This window comes from Corallococcus sp. 4LFB, assembly GCF_046520365.1.
Classification (GTDB): Bacteria; Myxococcota; Myxococcia; order Myxococcales; family Myxococcaceae; genus Corallococcus; species Corallococcus caeni.
The window spans coordinates 1-16,662 of record NZ_JBKGHJ010000152.1 but is presented as its reverse complement, the minus strand read 5'-3'; the positions used below and the strand labels follow the sequence as shown (position 1 = coordinate 16,662).

The following is a 16,662-nucleotide window of genomic DNA, read 5'->3' as shown; positions in this document are numbered from 1 at the left end:
CCGCCGCCACCACGGACGCGCAGGGCCGCTTCGCGCTGGACGTGACGCCGGGCGCGCACACGCTGGAGGTCCGCGCGCCGGGCCACGCGACGACGGCGTTCGCGGAGACGCTGACGCAAGGCCAGACGCTCCAGGTCGTCTACCGGCTCCAGCCGCGCGAGGTGAACCCCTACGAGACGGTGGTGCGCGACGACCGCCCGCGCACGGAGGTGACGCGCATCAGCCTGCACGAGCAGGAGCTCCGCGAGGTGCCCGGCACGCTGGGCGACCCGTTCCGCGTGGTGATGCTGATGCCGGGCGTGGGCAGCCTCGCGTCAGGCATCAGCTACCCGGTGGTGCGCGGCAGCCAGCCCGCGGCCACGGGCTTCTTCCTGGACGGCGTGCGCATCCCGATGCTGTACCACCTGCTGCTCGGGCCCGCGGTGGTGCACCCGGACTTCATCGACACCGTGGACTTTCATCCAGGCTCGCCGCCGGTGCGGTACGGCCGCGTGCTGGGGGGCGCGGTGGAGGGCCGCATCAGCCGTCCTCGCGAGGACCGGCTGCACTTCACCGCCTACGCGGACCTGCTCAACGCGGGCGGCTTCATCGAGCAGCCCTTCGAGTCCACCGGCACCAGCGTCACCCTGGCGGGCCGCTTCAGCTACTCCGCGCTGCTCATCTCGCTGGCGGCCAACGCCTTCCAGAGCGAGGAGGCGGAGCAGCTGCGCGCGGGCTTCTGGGACTACCAGGCGCGCATCGAGCAGAAGGTGGGCCAGGGCCGCCTGCGCCTGTTCGCGCTGGGCAGCTCCGACGACGTGGGCATCTCGCCGGAGCTGCGCGAGGGAGCGGACGGGGCGGCGTCGTGTCGCGCTTCCACCGCATCGACCTGCGCGGCACGCACCCGGTGGCCGACGGCGAGGGAGAGCTTGGCGTCACGCTGGGCTGGGACGGCCTGGGCCTCAACGGCGAGCAGACACGGGCCACCCCCGGAGGCGCCTTCACCCGCGAGGACGTGGGCGAGTACGGGCTGAGCCAGGTGAGCGTCTCCGCTCGCGCGGGGTGGCACCGCGCGCTCACGTCCTCGCTCGACCTGGCCGTGGGCGCGGACGTGGAGCACCGCCGGTCCGCCACCACGCTCACCGGCACCGCGCGGCCTCCGGGCTGGCGGCCCTCCGACGACGCGGATCCGCTCAAGCGGCCCAGCGCGCTGGCCACCTTCTCCGGCGCGTATGCGTCCGCCACGTGGAAGCCATCCGGCACCTGGGTGGTGACGCCGGGCCTGCGCGTGGACGCGTACCACCTGGTGCCGGGCATGACCTTCACCGCGGTGGAGCCGCGCCTGTCCGTGCGCCACACGCTGACGGACACCCTCACGCTCAAGGGCGGCGCGGGCCTGTACCACCAGCCGCCCACCGTGCTCGTGCACGTGCCCGCCATCGACACCGCGAGCCTGCGCTACGGCCTCCAGTCCGGCGCGCAGTTCGACGTGGGCGCGGAGTGGAAGGCCTTCGAGGGGCTGGAGCTGAGCGCGGACGCGTACTTCAACCCGCTGTCCCGCGCGGTGGAGTTCGACCTGGTGGACGTGGCGGAGAACCGCCGGCGCCGGGGCAGCCTGGGCGAGGACCCCGCCACCAGCGGCTACGCCTACGGCTTCGACCTGATGGCCCGCCACCCGCTGGGCCGTCACTGGTTCGGCTGGGTGTCCTACAGCTTCCTGCAGAGCAAGCGGAAGGTGCGCTTCGGCCGCATCGGGGATGACAACCGGGTGGTGGAGACGGTGGAGGGCACGCTGCCCTTCGCCTTCGAGCAGGCCCACACGCTCAACGCCGCGCTCAGCTACAAGTTCGGCAACAACTGGACCGTGGGCACGGTGGTGCACTTCAACACCGGCCGTCCGGAGTCGGGGCAGATCACCTCCCAGACGCAGCGCTGGGTGACGAACGACGACGGGTCCACCCGATGGGTGCGCCAGGATCTGGACCGCACGCAGCGGCTGTCGTCCTTCTTCCGCGTGGACGCGCGCATCGCGAAGTCGTGGGCCTACCAGGACTTCACGCTGGAGGCGTCGCTCGACGTGCTCAACCTCTCCGCGCAGCAGGAGGTGGTGGCCTACGAGTACCGCTTCGAGGGCGGCGACTACGAGGGCTCCCCCCACGAGGACGTCCGCCCCGTGCGCGCCCCCGTCCGCATCCCCGTCATCCTCCCCCTCTTCGGGCTCAAGGCGACCTACTGACATGCGACGCGCACTCGTCACCTCCCTGGGGCTGCTGGCCTGCGCCGCCACCGGCTGCGACCGCCATCCCGAGGACCCCATCTTCGCGTACGGCCGCGCGCTCCACCGGGACGGCACGCCGCGCGCCGGCGAGACGCTGACCCTGGAGCGGCTGGACGACGACCTCTACACGCCGCTCGCCACCGCCACCACGGAGGCCTCGGGCGACTTCACCCTGGAGATGCTGAGCGGGGACGCCGTGCGCGAGGTGGACTTCTTCCGCACCCGGAACCAGCTGCGGCTGGCGCTGCCGCTGGAGGCGGACGGCAGCGGGACCTTCCTCTCCTTCTCCATGCAGGACGACGTGGAGCTGCCCACGCTGAAGCCGTGGGACGCGCACCCGGTCGTGGGCAGCAGCGACCAGGGCCCCACCGTGACCTTCCCGCCCGCGCCCCCGGCGCCTCCCGTGCCGGAGACGGCCGACACGCTGGAGCTGCTCGGCGAGGACGGTTCGGCGATTCCCCTGCTGCCCACCGTCCCGGAGCCCCTGCTGTGGGTCACGTCCGGCGGCGAGCTGCTGTGGCGGCAGCAGGGCATGGCGTCCCCATGGACGCCGAGCCCGTACGTGCTGGAGGACTTCGCCGCGCCCCAGGTGCGGCTGCGCGCCGCCAGCATGGGCGAGTGGTTGTTCTCTCCGCTGGGCGGTGAGTCCAGCTCCGTCTACTTCCGGCAGGAGTGGCGCACCGGCGCCGAACCGCTGCCCGCGGGGACACTGCGCCCCCTCAGCCGCGGCGCGACGTGCGAGCCATCCCTTGCCGATGCCTGTCCATGGACGGATGGCCTGCTCACCCCGGTGGACTTCTGGAAGGAGGAGACCGACCCCCGCCACCACAGTGTCGTCATCACCCTGCCCCAGCCGGGCGTGCCCCAGCGCGCGGTGGTGCGCGGGCTGTACTACCTGCAAGGCAGAGGCGGTAGGGATTGGCTCGTCCTGGAGGGCAGTGTGGACGGCGAACAATGGCAATCCCTGGCACGCGTCCTGCTGCGGGACATGAGCCCGCTGGAGCAGTCCCTGCGCGATGCGACGTTCGGCGTCTACTCCGAGCCCACCGGAGGAGAGTCTCCCTTCGGGGACGGGCCGCTCCGCCTGGGCGTCCAGGAGCCGGTCTTCCAGGACGTGCCCCTCTCCGGCACGGCGCCCGTGCGCTTCGTGCGGCTCTCCGTGGAATCCCTTATCTACGACGGCACCTCCCCACCCGCTGAGTTCTATACCCTCTCCGAGGTGTCCATCTTTGAATAGTCTTTGCGGGAGCCCACCCAACCCATGGAGATTGCTTGGGTGGGATGGAGCCCGGGAGTTCTTCCCAATCGAATAAATCAAGAAATAAAGGGCGAACCGTTCTTCTCGTGTAGCTCCGCTCATTCGTGCCCGAGGAGGGCCCCATGATTGCGCTGACCTGGACGTATGGGCAGCTCCTCAAGGGACTGACGGAGCGGGTGCGCCGGGTGTTGCTGGTGCAGGTGCTCATCCTGGCGCCGGCCTTCGGGGTGCTGGAGCTGAACCCGTCAGGTCCTTCGCGCCAGGGGCTGTCGCTGACACGCCTGGCCCTGTGGGGCTGCGCGGTGGGGGTGTTGTGGGCCCTGCACCGGTATGCCCTGGGGGGCACGCGGGTGGCTTCGTGGCAGCGCGTGCTGTGGGTGACGGGGCTGTGCTGGCTGGGGCAGTGGCTGGGCGGCTTCGTCACGGAGGAGGCGCTGCCCCGCTCGCTCCAGCACTGGCACGGGGCGCGGTGGATCCACGTGGGGTTCAGCGTGCTGTTCTTCTGGGCGGCGACCGCGCTGCTCTACCGGCTGGCCGCGCCGGTCCCCGAACCGGACGCCGTTCCCGCCGCGCCTGACGCCGCGTCCACACCGGCGGCCGGCAAGAAGGGCTTCACGCGCGCGGAGCGTCCAGCGGGAGCCTGAGCCTCGCCCGGCAGCCCCGGCCGCCGGTGCGGTTCTCCAGGCGCAGGCTGCCGCCGTGGGCTTCGGCGATCTGCCGGCTGAGCGCCAGGCCGATGCCATTGCCCTGGGGCTTGGTGGTGAAGAAGGGCACGAAGAGGTTCGCGGTGTCGGCGAGGCCCGGGCCCTCGTCTTCCACCCAGACCTCCACGGCGCCGGGCGCGTGCACCGCCCAGGAAACCCAGACACCGCCCGTGCCCCCTTCCGACAGGACCGCGTCCACGGCGTTGCGCACCAGGTTGATGAGCAGTTGTTCCAGCTGGTCCGCGTCTCCGGACACGGTGAGGACGGGGCCGGGGCGCACGGCGACGGGGCGGCGCGGCTCCAGCGCCACCACGCGCCGCACCCAGGGCTCCACCTCGACGGCCCCCAGGGTGGGCGGGGGCAGGCGCGCGAGCCGGGCGTGGGCGGACATGAAGCGCGACAGGGCTTCCGCGCGGCGGGCGATGATGCCCAGGCCGTGACGGGTGTCCTCCTCCCAGTCCGCGGGGCGCGGCACCTGGGCGACGGTGTCCCGGAGGGCGTCCGCGATGGACTGGATGGGGGTGAGGGAGTTGTTGATCTCGTGGCTGAGCACGCGGACCAGCCGGCGCCAGGCTTCGCGTTCCTCCTCGCGCAATGCCAGACGCAGGTCGGTGAGCACGACCAACTGGTGGGGCTGGCCGCCCTCGCGGAAGGTGCCTCGCCACAGCTCGTAGGGGCCGCCGTCCTGCTGCGCGAAGACGCGCGTGAGGCGGCGGGGGGCGGGGCCTTCCAGCAGCTCACCCCAGCCGAGGGCCTCCGCGCGCTGGCCCAGGAGCTGTGCGCGCGGCAGGCCCACGAGCCGGGCGCCCGCGCGGTTCACCAGCTTGAGGGTGCCGGAGGCGTCGAAGGCGAGCACCGCGACGTCGATGGCCTCCATCACCTGGCCCAGCAGCGCGCCGGCCTCCAGCGCGCCCAGGCGCTGCTCGCGCAGGGTGTCGCCCAGGGCGTTGACCTCCAGCATCACCTCACCCAGCGGATCCCCCGCGCGTCCGCCCCGGCCGCGCACGGAGTAGTCCCCTTCGCGCAGCGCCGCGAGCAGCCCCGCGACGGTGTGCAGGGGCCGCACGACGCGCTCGCGGACGGACAGACAGGCTCCGGCGTGGACGCCCACCACGAGCACGGACAGCGTCCAGCGCACCTTCGCCGTGAAGTCCCCCGTCCACAGCAGCGCGAGCGACACGACGACCGCGGGCAGCCCCGCGAGGACCGTGAGCCACATGACGCGCAGGTCATGCGGCACGGGTGGCTTGCGCGCCTCCGCAGGCCCCGTGACGTTCGCCAGGGCCTTCTGCTTCCGCGCTTGCTCCGTCGCCCCTGGGTCGGGCGGTGCCGATGCGTCTTGCTGCTTCGCAGGGCTCGTGACGCCTGGGTCGGGCGGTGCCGATGCGTCTTGCTGCTTCGCAGGACTCGTGACGCCTGGGTCGGGCGGTGCCGGAGGACCGCGGCTCACCGTGCGCCCTTGATGCCGTAGTACTGGAGGCGCCGGTAGAGCGCGCTGCGCGACAGGCCCAGCGCCTTCGCCGCTTCACTCACGTTGCCGTCGTGCCGGCCGAGGGCGCGCTCAATCAGGTAGCGCTCCACCTCCTCCAGCGTCATCTCCTCCAGGCGCGTGGTTCCTCCGCTCGCGGGCCCTACCCTCTTGAGCAGCAGGTCCTCCGCCTCCACCCGGTCCCCCACCGCCATCAGCAGCGCGCGCTCCACCGCGTGCTCCAGCTCGCGCACGTTGCCCGGCCAGGGATACGCGAGCAGCGCCTCCAGGGCTCCCGGCGCCAGGTGGATGTGGGGACGGCCGTAGCGCTGGCCCTGCGCGGCGAGGAAGTGCGCCGCGAGCAACGGGATGTCCTCGCGCCGCTCCCTCAAGGGCGGCAGCTGCACCTCCACCGTGTTGAGCCGGTAGAGCAGGTCCTCGCGGAAGCGCCCCTCCACCACCGCCTTGCCCAGGTCCACGTTCGTCGCGCTCACCACGCGCACGTCCACCCGCCGCGTCCGCGACGAGCCCACCGGGTGCAGCTCCCCCGTCTGGAGCACCCGCAGCAGCTTCGCCTGCTGCGCGAGCGGCATGTTCCCAATCTCATCCAGGAAGAGCGTGCCGCCGTCCGCCAGCTCGAAGCAGCCGATGCGGTCCGCCTTCGCGTCCGTGAAGGCGCCCTTCACGTGACCGAAGAGCTCGCTCTCGAAGACGCCCTCGGACAGGCCGCCGGAGTTCACCGCGACGAAGGGCCGGTCCGCGCGCGGGCTGGCCGCGTGGAGCAGCCGCGCCACCACCTCCTTGCCCGTGCCGTGCTCCCCCGTCACCAGCACCGGCGCTGACGACGGCGCCACCCGCTCGATGAGCCTGCGCACCGGCTGCATCGCGCGCGACTCGCCCACCAACGGAGAGCGCCCGCCCTGCTCGCGGCGCAGGTGCTGGTTCTCCTCCTCCAGGCGCCGGCCGCGTCGCAGCGCCCGGGACAGTTCCAGCTGCGTGCGCAGCGTGGCCAGGAGGCGCGTGTTGTCCCAGGGCTTCTGCACGTAGTCGCGCGCGCCCAGGCGCATGGCCTCCACCGCGCCCTCCACGCTGCCCCACGCCGTCATCACCACCACGGGCAGCAGCGCATCCCGCGCGCGCAGCTCGCCCAGCAGGTCCAGGCCCTCGCGCCCGGACGTCGTGTCGCGCGCGTAGTTGAGGTCCATCAACACCAGGTCCACGTCCTCCGCGTCCAGCGTGGCCTTCACGCCCGCGGGGGACTGCGCGCTCACCACCGTGTAGCCGTCGCGCTTGAGCAGCAGCCGCAACGCCTCCAGCACGTCCGGCTGGTCGTCGGCGACGAGGATGCGGGTGGGGCGAGGAGCGGAAGCAGCGGGTTCGGACACGGGGGACACCACGGAGCGGAACTGTGCCAGAAAAGAGGGAACGTCAGTCGGCCCGGAGCGCGATGATGGGGTCCACGCGCGTCGCCCGTCGAGCCGGCAGCCACGACGCCCCCAGCGCCACCCCGGTGAGCAGCAGCGCCACCCCTCCGAACGTCCACGGGTCGCCCACCGACACGCCATACAAGAGCGACCCCAGCAGCCGCGCCAGCCCCAATGACAGGCACAGCCCCACCGCCACGCCCGTGAGCGACAACCGCAGGCCCTGCGCCAGCACCAGCCGCAGCACGTCCCCCCGCGCCGCCCCCAGCGCCATGCGGATGCCCAGCTCACGCGTGCGCTGCGTCACCGAGAAGGCGATGACGCCCGACAACCCCAGCGACGCGAGCAGCAACGCGACGCCCGCGAACAGGCCCATCACCAGCGCGGACAGCCGCCGGGGCCCGGTGGCCTCGTCCATCCGCCGCGTGAGCGGGGACACGTCGAACAGCGGCAGGTCCGCGTCCACCGCGCGCACCTCCGCCTCCACCTGCGCGCGCAGCGCCTCCGGGTCCCCCGACTTCACGCGCACCGCCAGGCCCATGGACACGGATGGCAGCTGCGACAGGGCGTAGTACGCCGCCGGACGCGCGGGCACGTCCAGCCCCCACTCGCGCAGGTCGTCCACGATGCCCACCACCGTGGTCCACTGCATGTCCGGGCCGTGCAGCTTCACCCGCTGCCCCAGCGCGTCGCCCTTCGGCCAGAAGAGGTCCGCGAAGGAGCGGTTGATGACCACCGCCCACGGCGCGTCCGGCCCGTCCGCGTCCTCCAGCAGCCGGCCCTGCCGCGGGTTGACGCGCAACGCGCGCAGGTAGCCGGGCGTGACGGCGCGGAACTCCACCGCCTTCCATTGCTCGCCCGGCTGGCGCGGGCGCCCGTCGATGTCGAAGCTGTTGTCCGTGGAGCCTCCCAGCGGCAGCACGTTCGTGAGCCCCGCGGACTCCACGCCCGGCAGCGCCTGGATGCGGGGCAGCAGGGCCTGCTGGAAGGCCGCCTGCCGGGCCCGGTCCGGGTACTGCACCTTGGGCAGCGCGAGCGCTCCGGTGAGCACGCCGTCGGACACGAAGCCCGCGTCCACGCGCTGGAGCGCGAGGAAGCTCTTCACGAACAGCCCCGCGCCCACCAGCAACACCAGCGCGAGCGACACCTGCGCCACCACCAGCGCCGCGCGCAGCCGGCCCGTGCGGTGGCTCCCCGTGGCCCTCGCGCCCTCGCGCATCGCCGCGTGCAGGTCCACCCGGCTGGCCTGGAGCGCGGGCACCAGCCCGAAGAGCACGCCCGTGAGCACCGACACCCCCAGGGTGAAGAGCACGGAGGCCACGTCCAGCTTCACGCCCTGCGCCCGGGCAGGCTTCGCCTACGGTGGCCACCAGCGCGTCCGTGCCCCACAGCGCCAGCAGCAGCCCCACCGCGCCCGCCACCAGCGCCAGCAGCAGGCTCTCCGTGAGGAACTGCGCCACCAGCCGCGCACGGCCCGCGCCCAGCGCCGCGCGGATGGACACCTCCCGGCCTCGCGCCACCGCCCGCGCCAGCAGCAGGTTGGCCACGCTGGAGCACGCCACCAGCAGCACGAAGCCCACCGCGCCCCAGAGGAGCCACAGCGTCTCCCGGACGCCGCCCACCACCTGGTCCTCCAGCGACTTCACGCTCATGGACCAGCCCCACCGCTGGTACTGGCCCACCAGGTCCGGCGTGCGCGCCTGGCCCATGCGCACCAGGTCCGCGCGCGCCGCCTCCAGCGTCATCCCGGGCTTGAGCCGCGCCAGCACGCTGAGGAAGCGGTTGCCGCGCCGGGACTCCTCCTGCTGCCGCGGCGTGGGCGCGAAGGGCAACACCGCCTCCATGTCCTCCGGGTAGACGCCGCCCGGTGGCAGCACCCCCACCACCGTGTGCGGCACCCCGTCCAGCCGCAGCGTGCGCCCCAGCACCTCCGGGTCCTTCGCGAAGTGCGTGCGCCACGCGGCGTCCGAGAGCACGACGACCTGCTCCTGGCCCGGCGTCTCCTCCTCCTGGGTGAAGCCCCGGCCCAGCACCGGCGCGACGTCCAGCGTGGGCAGGAAGGACGCCGTGGCGACGACGACGCGCAGGCGCCGGGGCGACTCCCCACCGGTGAGCGTCATGTCGTTGGGCCGGAAGGCCGCGAGCGACGTGAAGGCCTTCGTGTGCGTGACCATGTCCCGGTACTCCGGCACCGAGTTCGACACCTCCTTGAGGCCGAAGGCATCGAAGTTCGGGGCCAGCAGCACCAGCCGCTCCGGCTGCGCGAACGGCGGCGGCGTGAGCAGCACGCCCTTCACCACGCTGAACACCGCGCTGTTCGCGCCGATGCCCAGCGCCAGCGTCAGCACCGCCACCGCCACGAAGCCGGGGGCGTTCTTCAGGGAGCGCCACGCGTAGCGCAGGTCGCCGAGCAGGTGTTCCATGGTCCGTGTCCCCCGCCCTTCAGCGAAGCTGTTCGTCCTGCACGACGCGGCCGTCGAAGAGGCTCACCGTGCGCGTGGCGATGCGCGCGTGCGCCGGGTCGTGCGTCACCATGCAGATCGTGGAGCCCGCCTTGTGCAGGTCTGACAAGAGCTGCATCACCGCCTCGCCGTTCTTCGAGTCCAGGTTGCCCGTGGGCTCGTCCGCCAGGAGGATGAGCGGGTCTCCCGCCACGGCGCGCGCCACCGCGACGCGCTGCTGCTGGCCGCCGGAAAGCTGCCCCGGCAGGTGCCGCGCCCGGTGCGCCATGCCCACGCGCTCCAGGGCCCGCTCCACGCGCTGCTTGCGCTCCTGCGCGGGCAGCCCCCGGTAGGTGAGCGGCAGCTCCACGTTCTCGAAGACGGTGAGGTCGCCGATGAGGTTGAAGCTCTGGAAGATGAAGCCGATGTGCTGGTTGCGCACCTTCGCCCGGTCCGTGGGCGACAGCTCCAGCACGCTTCTGCCATCCAGCAGGTAGCTGCCGCGCGTGGCGGTGTCCAGGAGCCCCAGCACCGCGAGCAGCGTGGACTTGCCGGAGCCGGACGGGCCCACGATGGCCACCCATTCGTTCTGGCGGATGGTGAGCTGGATGTTGGAGAGGGCGTGCGTCTCCACCTCCTCCGTCTCGAACACCTTGGTGAGCCCGTCGAGCTGGAGCAGGGCCCGGCCCGGCACCGCGCCCGGCACCCCGGCCTTCGCCTCGCCGTCGTTCGTCATCGTCGTCATCATCGCAGCCTCACGCGCTCCACCGCATCCCACGCGGTCATGTCCGACAGCACCACCTGGTCACCTTCCGAAAGTCCCTGCACGACCTCCACCGCGTTCACCGAGCCGCGGCCCAGCTTCACGGGGATGCGCACCGCCTCGTCGCCGCCGGGCAGGAGCCGGAAGAGCGCCAGCGTGCTCTCCGCCTGCGCTCCCGCCGGACGGCCCACGGACAGCACGTCGTCCAGCCGCTCCAGCTCCACGGTGCCCTCCACGGTGAGGTCCGGCCGGGCGCCCCTGGGCAGCGTGTCCGGCAGCGACACCTCCACGCGCACCGTGCCCTGGCTGGCCGCGGGCGCCACTCGCGCGACGGTGCCCTCCACGATGCCGTTGCGCGTGTCCACCTGCGCCTTCAGGCCCGGGAGGATGTCGCGCGCCTGCGTCTCCGCGATTCTCAGCTCCGCCTTGAGCCGGTCCGGCTTCACCACCTTGGCCAGCAGCACGCCGGGCGTCACCCACTGGCCCAGCTCCAATGGCAGCTCCTGGAGCACGCCGTCCTCGCCCGCCAGCACCTTCATGGACTCCACCTGCTGGCGGCGGAAGCGGGCCACGGCCTTCAGCCGCTCCACCTGCTCCTGCTGGGAGGCCAGCCGCTGGCGCAGGCTCTGGGACATGACGTCCAGGCGCTGGCGCTCCAACTCCAGACGCTGGCCGGCCTCCTGTGCCTTGTCCTGGGCCTGGCGCGTCTCCAGGTCGCCGGCGAAGGACTTCTGGAACAGCGCGGTGTTGGCCTGCGAGCGGCGGGCGGCGTCGGCGGCCTCGGCGGTGAGGGCGGCCACGGTGGCCTGCTGGGACAGCCGCTGCGTCTGGAGCACCTCGCGCAGCTCCAGGAAGTCGCCTTCGGCGCTGGCGAGCTGGCGTTCGGCCTCCAGGGCCTGGAGCTGCACGTCCGGGTTGGACAGCTCCAGGAGCAGCGTGCCGGCGGTGACGGTGGCGCCGGGCCGGACGTGGATGCGCTCCACGCGGCCGGCGGTGTCGGCGGTGAGCCAGCGGATGGACTCCGGCACCAGCGAGCCCGTGCCCTTCACCTGGCGCACCAGCGGGCCGCGCTTCACCGTGTCCAGCCACACCGAGGCCCTGTCCACGGTGGGCGCGGCGGGACGCAGCCGGGAGAGGCCCACCGTCACCGCCACGAGCGCGGCGAGGCCCAGGGCGGCCAGGAGGTAGGGTTTGCGGCGGGGCGCTCGGGCCTTCGGGATGTCCACGGGCCTTGGCCATAGCGAGCCGCGTGCCAGGGCCCAGAACGTGGACAACCGCCCGGAAACAGGGGGATGGCGGAGGGGAGGCCGGCCGCGTTGCCCGGTTGCGCGAAGGGCGCGTCCCAGGAACGGACACCGTGAAGCAGTGTGCTGGCGTTGAATAGAGACAGCGTCAGGCCGTCTGGCTGCTCGCTTCAATTCCCACACATTTTCGAGGAACACCCCCGATGCGCTCCACCGCCCTCCGGATGCGCGCCAGCATGCTGCTGGCCGCGACCCTGCTGCCGTTCTCCGCCCTGGCCGACGCCATGTACCTGCAGCTCAAGGACGTGGGCAGTGACGTGGACGCCGCGGGCCTGGCGGCGGCGACCGTGGCGGAGCGGACGCGCTACGGCATCGAGGAGGCGCTGAAGACGTCCTCCACGCAGGCCATCCTGATGGACCCGCGGCACGAGGGCGCGCCGGACCTGACGCTGAGCGCGAAGGTGACGCGGGCCGGGGAGAAGTACCGGCTGACGTATCAGCTGGCCACGACGCACGAGCCGGTGCGCACCAAGACGCTGGCGTACGAGTTCGTCAATCCCAGCCTGAGCGACAAGGGCTCGGTGGCGATGGCGCAGGCGCTGCTGGCCGAGGCCCAGAAGCTGGAGGCCGCGAGCGCGGAGGTGCCGGCGGTGGCGGCGGCGGAGGTGCCGGTGGCCTCGGCGGGGGAGGCGGGCTCGGACGCCAACTGGGAGGGCTATTCGCAGCGGTCGGACGCGCCGGCGGCGGAGGGGATGGGCCAGGACTCGATGGGGCGCGCGCAGGAGACGGAGGCGCCGCGCCGGGGCGGTGGCCGGACGAACCTGGACCTGGGGGTGGCGCTGGGCTTCAACAGCCCTTCGGGCATCTTCGGCGGTGAGCTTGAGTACCGGGCGACGCCGGTGCTGGGCCTGAACCTGAGCGGCGGCACGGGCGCCTGGGGCTTCCGGGTGGGGCCGGTGGTGCGCCTGTATCCGCTGGGCGAGACGCGCACGAGCCCGTTCCTGGAGGGAGGCATGAGCTTCAACATGGGCGGCAAGTCGACGACCACCCTCACCTTCAACGACGAGACGGAGGAGTTCACGACGGACAAGCTGCTCACGCCGGTGGCGACGCTGGCGGTGGGCATGCGTCAGTCGATGGGCCCCATGTACCTGGGGCTGCGCGTGGGCTGGGGCTTCCGCCTGCGTGAGGACAACTGGCGCACGGCGGACGGCCGCGACCCGAACCTGCTGGATGATCTCGACATCGCCACCAGCCAGCACGGCGGCTTCCTGTGCAGCGTCACGCTGGGTGTGTCGGTGTTCTAGGCGGTGTTACTCGGTGGGCGCGGGGCCTGGAGTGCCCGCGTCCTGCCAGGAGCGCGGCAGGAACGGTGAGGGCCCGTCGCCCAGCGCTCCAGGGGACGCGGCCCCGGGCTCTCCCGGCGTGGAAGGCACACCGGCATCCGCATGCGCTGGGACCTCGGGCTGGCCGTCGATGAGTCGCCGGAGGCTCCGGCCGTCCCGGTGGATGGCGTAGCTCGCCCCCGAGTCCAGCGCGGGCTGCGTGCGGCCACACGCCCTGGGGTCTTCGTCGATGCGAATGAAGATGACGTCGCCCTGCCGGACGACCCGGTACTGCTGGGACTCCCAGCGGCTTCCGCAGGACACGGTGGTGTCCTGGGGCGGAAGCAGGTCGCGGGTGGCGACGGTGAGTGCACGCAGGGTGTCTCCATCCAGCTCGTACATCGTGCCTTCCGTCGCCAGCGAGACAGCGGGCTGCGCGAAGAACGGAGGGAAGGTGATGGAGGGGTCCTCCTCGTAGTTCGCGGGAGTTGGAACGGCGGCCCTCATGCAGCCCGCCAATACGAGCGCGGAGGCCAGGATGGAATGAGTCCTCTTCATGAAGCGCTCCTCGAACTCAATAACTCCCCTGCGCCCAGCGTATCCCGTCCCGGTTAGGCTCGCGCGCCATGCCGGACTCCCTGCTCGAAGTGTTCCTGGACCATGCCCGTCACGAGCCCTCGCGCCCGCTGCTCTCCTTCGAGGGGACTTCGTACTCGCGGGGCCAGCTCGCGGAGCGGATCAACGCGTTCGCTCGCGGACTCAAGGCCCGGGGACTGGCTCCCGGTGACCGAGTCGCCCTCTTCCTGGAGAACAGCGACGCGTTCGTCATCACCTGGCTGGGGGTGCAGGCCGCGGGCTGCGTCGCCGTGCTCGTCAACACCGCGTACCGGCAGGTGGAGCTGGCCCACATCCTCTCCGACGCCGAGGTGAAGGTCTGCGTCACCGGCACCTCCGGGGCCTCGGAGCTCGCGCCGCTGCGTGAACAACTCCCCGCGCTGCAATGGCTCATCACCGTGGAGCCGCCTCCACCGGGCCTCCCCGCATCCCTTCCCACCGTCGCCTTCGACGCCCTCGTGGAACAGGGCTCGGCCTCCACCGTGGACCTGCCGCTGCCTCGCGCGGAGGACCTGGCCGTGCTGGGCTACACGTCCGGCACCACCGGCCGCTCCAAGGGCGCCATGCTCCAGCACCGGCAGTTGCTCGCCAACGTGCGCGCCGTCACCGAGGCGTGGCGCTGGACGGACGCGGACCGGCTCCTGCTCACCCTGCCGCTGTTCCACACGCACGGCCTCATGGTGGGCCTCCATGGCACCCTGTTCACCGGCGCCAGCGTGGACCTGCGCCGCCGCTTCGTCGCCGCCGAAGCGCTCACCGCCCTGCACGACGACGCGTCCCTCACCCTCTTCTTCGGCGTGCCCACCATGTACGGCCGCCTCCTGGAGGAGTCCCGCCGCACCGGCGTGACGCCGCGCCGCTTGCGCCTGTGGGTCTCCGGCTCCGCCCCCTTGAGCCCCCAGCTGTGCCTGGACATCGAGGCGCGCTTCGGCGCCCGCATCCTGGAGCGCTACGGCATGACCGAGACGCTCATGAACACCACCCAGCCCTACGACGGCGAGCGCCGCCCCGGCACCGTGGGCCTGCCCTTCCCCGGCCAGGAGGCGCGCGTCGTGGACGTACGCTCCCGCCAGCCCCTGCCCCGCGGCGAGACGGGCGAAATCGAGGTCCGCGGCCCCCACGTCTTCACCGGCTACTGGCGCCGCCCGGACGCCACCCAGGAGGCCTTCGACGCGGACGGCTGGTTCCGCACCGGCGACCTGGGCGAATGGGACCCCGACGGATTCCTGCGCATCACCGGCCGGGCCCGGGAGCTCATCATCAGCGGTGGCTTCAACATCTATCCCCGTGAAGTCGAAGAGGTCCTCGCCCAACACCCCGCCGTCGCCGAGGCCGCCGTCCTGGGCCTGCCCGACCCGGACTTCGGCGAGCAGGTCGTCGCCGTCATCGTCCCCCACCCCGGCGCCCCCACCGACGCCCAGGCCCTGGTGGACTGGTGCCGCGAACGGCTCGCCGCCTTCAAGAAGCCGCGCCGCGTCGTCTTCACCGACGCCCTGCCTCGCAACGCCCTGGGAAAGGTCCAGAAACACGTCCTCAAGGAGCGCCTGGCCGCCTCCTAGGACACATTCGCCGCCATCCGCTCAACAGAACCCACATCGTCCACTGGCCGAAATCGCGGGAGGACCTACCTTCTCCGGCAAGAGAAAATGGAGCCTCCTCGTGAAGTCCCACCCCGCCCGCCTCCCGTCCCACCTGCTCCCGGCCTCCCGGCTGGCAGGAGCGCCGGGCCCTGTGCGGACGGTGGAGGGGAGCCCCGAATGAAGCGGTTGCTCATCGTGGACGACGAGCTCGCCATCGTGGAGGCGCTGGAGGACATCCTGTCGCTGGAGGGCTACGACATCGTCACCGCCTACAACGGCGACGAGGGCCTCCAGCGGCTCCTGGCCTCCAAGCCGGACCTGGTGCTGCTGGACCTGATGATGCCGGTGATGGACGGCGGAGAGCTCTTGCGCCGCATCCGCGCCCACCCGGACCTGCAGGACCTGCCCGTGGTGGTGATGAGCGCGGGCCGCCTCACGGACGAGGAGCGCAGCGCCAGCTCCCACTTCCTGGCCAAGCCCTTCGAGCTGGACGACCTGCTGGGCACCATCGCGAAGCAGCTGCCCGCGGAGGGCCCCCGCGCGTAGCGCGCATTACTCTGCTCAGCCCGGCGTCGCGCGGAAGAGGATGTCCCGGTAGTACTGCAGCTCGCTGATGCTGGAGCGCAGGTCCGCGAGCGCGGTGTGCCCGCTGGGCGGCTTGCGCGGCTCCACCAGCGCCGGGTACCAGGCGCGCACCAGGACCTTGAGGCTGGTCACGTCCACCATGCGGTAGTGCAGGTAGCGGTCCACCATGGGCATGTGGTCGATGAGGAAGCGCCGGTCCGTGTGGATGGAGTTGCCCGCGAGGATGCCCTCGCCCAGGTCGCAGAACTCCGCGATGAAGGACGTCACCTCGCGCTCCGCCACGCGCAGGGACGTGTTCGACGCGCGCACCTTCTCCAGCAGGCCGTTCTTCGTGTGCATGTCGCGCACGACGGGCTCCATGCGCTGGAGCATCTCCTCCGGCTGCCAGATGACCCGCTCGAACTCCCCCAGGGGGCGCAGGTCCGGGCCGGTGACGATGATGCCCACCTCGATGATGCCGCAGGTCTCCGGATCCAGACCCGTCATCTCCAGGTCGAGCCACACCAGGCGGGTGTCACGGGAAGCCATGTCCGAAGAATCCTTGTCGCGAAGGGAAGAGACGTCCCTATAGCAGCCCGGGGCCCCCGCGCACTCACTCCGTGGACGAATCGTCCCGCCGCGTCCGCACGTCCACCTTGGATTCGAGCGTGCGGTGCACGGGGCACCGCTCCGCGATGCGCAGCAGCCGCGCGCGCTGCTCCTCCGTCAGGGCCCTCCAGCCGGACGAGCCGCTCCATCCGGTCCACGCGGCCCGGCCGCGCCGCGTCCTCCTCGCCCTCCTGCGCGAGCACCTTGGCGTGAGACAGGCGCACCCGCACCCGCGTGAGGGCCAGCCCTGACGGTCCGCGTACATGCGCACCGTCATGGACGTGCACGCGCCCAGCGCCGCCGCCAGCAGGCCGTACGGCGTGGGCCCGGAGTCCTGCCCCCCCAGCGCCAGCGGCTCGTCCGCGCGCAGCCAGTGCGACCCCACGCGGATGTCCTGGGCCCGGCCGCCC

Annotated in this window: 13 protein-coding genes and 2 pseudogenes; 7 read left to right on the top strand and 8 right to left on the bottom strand. The window is 72.3% G+C overall.

Going from position 1 to position 16,662, the window contains the following annotated elements:
- From ACLEQD_RS18115 to ACLEQD_RS18100, 4 genes and pseudogenes are all read left to right on the top strand, one after another.
- Window positions 1-1,013 (top strand): annotated as a pseudogene (locus tag ACLEQD_RS18115) (hypothetical protein); the annotation flags it as partial.
- A complete protein-coding gene (locus ACLEQD_RS18110; RefSeq protein WP_410385572.1) occupies window positions 995-2,215 on the top strand; it encodes a TonB-dependent receptor plug domain-containing protein in 1,221 nt (406 codons plus the stop codon). The pseudogene ACLEQD_RS18115 and the gene ACLEQD_RS18110, both read left to right, overlap by 19 nt.
- 1 nt (window position 2,216) lies before the next feature.
- Window positions 2,217-3,494: a hypothetical protein gene (locus ACLEQD_RS18105; RefSeq protein WP_410385569.1), complete on the top strand. Its 1,278-nt coding sequence runs from the start codon at window positions 2,217-2,219 to the stop codon at window positions 3,492-3,494.
- Window positions 3,495-3,637: 143 nt separating this feature from the next.
- Window positions 3,638-4,159, top strand: a complete 522-nt coding sequence (locus ACLEQD_RS18100; RefSeq protein WP_410385568.1) for a hypothetical protein — start codon at window positions 3,638-3,640, stop codon at window positions 4,157-4,159.
- Here the strand turns inward: ACLEQD_RS18100 and ACLEQD_RS18095 are convergent.
- The 5 genes and pseudogenes from ACLEQD_RS18095 to ACLEQD_RS18075 all read right to left on the bottom strand — a co-directional run bounded on the left by ACLEQD_RS18095 (window position 4,128) and on the right by ACLEQD_RS18075 (window position 11,541).
- Window positions 4,128-5,438, bottom strand: a complete 1,311-nt coding sequence (locus ACLEQD_RS18095; RefSeq protein WP_410385571.1) for a sensor histidine kinase — start codon at window positions 5,436-5,438, stop codon at window positions 4,128-4,130. The two genes, ACLEQD_RS18100 and ACLEQD_RS18095, sit on opposite strands and share 32 nt — an antisense overlap.
- A 227-nt stretch (window positions 5,439-5,665) precedes the next feature.
- Window positions 5,666-7,084 (bottom strand): sigma-54-dependent transcriptional regulator, encoded by a 1,419-nt coding sequence (locus ACLEQD_RS18090; protein WP_410385567.1) that lies wholly within the window; start codon window positions 7,082-7,084, stop codon window positions 5,666-5,668.
- A gap of 31 nt (window positions 7,085-7,115) precedes the next feature.
- Window positions 7,116-9,534, bottom strand: a pseudogene (locus ACLEQD_RS18085) (ABC transporter permease).
- A 19-nt stretch (window positions 9,535-9,553) separates the two neighbouring features.
- Window positions 9,554-10,297, bottom strand: coding sequence for an ABC transporter ATP-binding protein (locus ACLEQD_RS18080; protein WP_410385570.1), 744 nt, complete (start codon window positions 10,295-10,297; stop codon window positions 9,554-9,556).
- Window positions 10,297-11,541 carry an efflux RND transporter periplasmic adaptor subunit gene (locus tag ACLEQD_RS18075; RefSeq protein ID WP_410385566.1) on the bottom strand — a complete coding sequence of 415 codons (1,245 nt, stop codon included), beginning with the start codon at window positions 11,539-11,541 and terminating at the stop codon, window positions 10,297-10,299. Before ACLEQD_RS18075 ends, ACLEQD_RS18080 begins: the two co-directional genes overlap by 1 nt.
- 221 nt (window positions 11,542-11,762) lie before the next feature.
- Here ACLEQD_RS18075 and ACLEQD_RS18070 point away from each other — a divergent pair, with 221 nt between their 5' ends.
- A complete protein-coding gene (locus tag ACLEQD_RS18070; RefSeq protein WP_410385565.1) occupies window positions 11,763-12,866 on the top strand; it encodes a hypothetical protein in 1,104 nt (367 codons plus the stop codon).
- A 6-nt stretch (window positions 12,867-12,872) separates the two neighbouring features.
- Here ACLEQD_RS18070 and ACLEQD_RS18065 read toward each other — a convergent pair whose 3' ends face one another.
- Window positions 12,873-13,442, bottom strand: a complete 570-nt coding sequence (locus ACLEQD_RS18065) for a hypothetical protein (protein WP_410385564.1) — start codon at window positions 13,440-13,442, stop codon at window positions 12,873-12,875.
- 68 nt (window positions 13,443-13,510) lie between these two features.
- Between ACLEQD_RS18065 and ACLEQD_RS18060 the strand changes: the two genes are divergently transcribed.
- Together ACLEQD_RS18060 and ACLEQD_RS18055 are read left to right on the top strand one after the other, a co-directional pair.
- A complete protein-coding gene (locus ACLEQD_RS18060; protein WP_410385563.1) occupies window positions 13,511-15,058 on the top strand; it encodes a class I adenylate-forming enzyme family protein in 1,548 nt (515 codons plus the stop codon).
- 198 nt (window positions 15,059-15,256) lie between these two features.
- Window positions 15,257-15,625, top strand: coding sequence for a response regulator (locus ACLEQD_RS18055; protein WP_171413423.1), 369 nt, complete (start codon window positions 15,257-15,259; stop codon window positions 15,623-15,625).
- Between the two features lie 15 nt (window positions 15,626-15,640).
- Here the strand turns inward: ACLEQD_RS18055 and orn are convergent, their stop codons facing one another.
- Window positions 15,641-16,192, bottom strand: a complete 552-nt coding sequence (gene orn, locus ACLEQD_RS18050; RefSeq protein ID WP_410385562.1) for an oligoribonuclease — start codon at window positions 16,190-16,192, stop codon at window positions 15,641-15,643.
- A 64-nt stretch (window positions 16,193-16,256) separates the two neighbouring features.
- Window positions 16,257-16,662 (bottom strand): OsmC family protein (locus tag ACLEQD_RS18045; protein WP_410385561.1); only part of this gene is annotated, 406 nt, incomplete at its 5' end.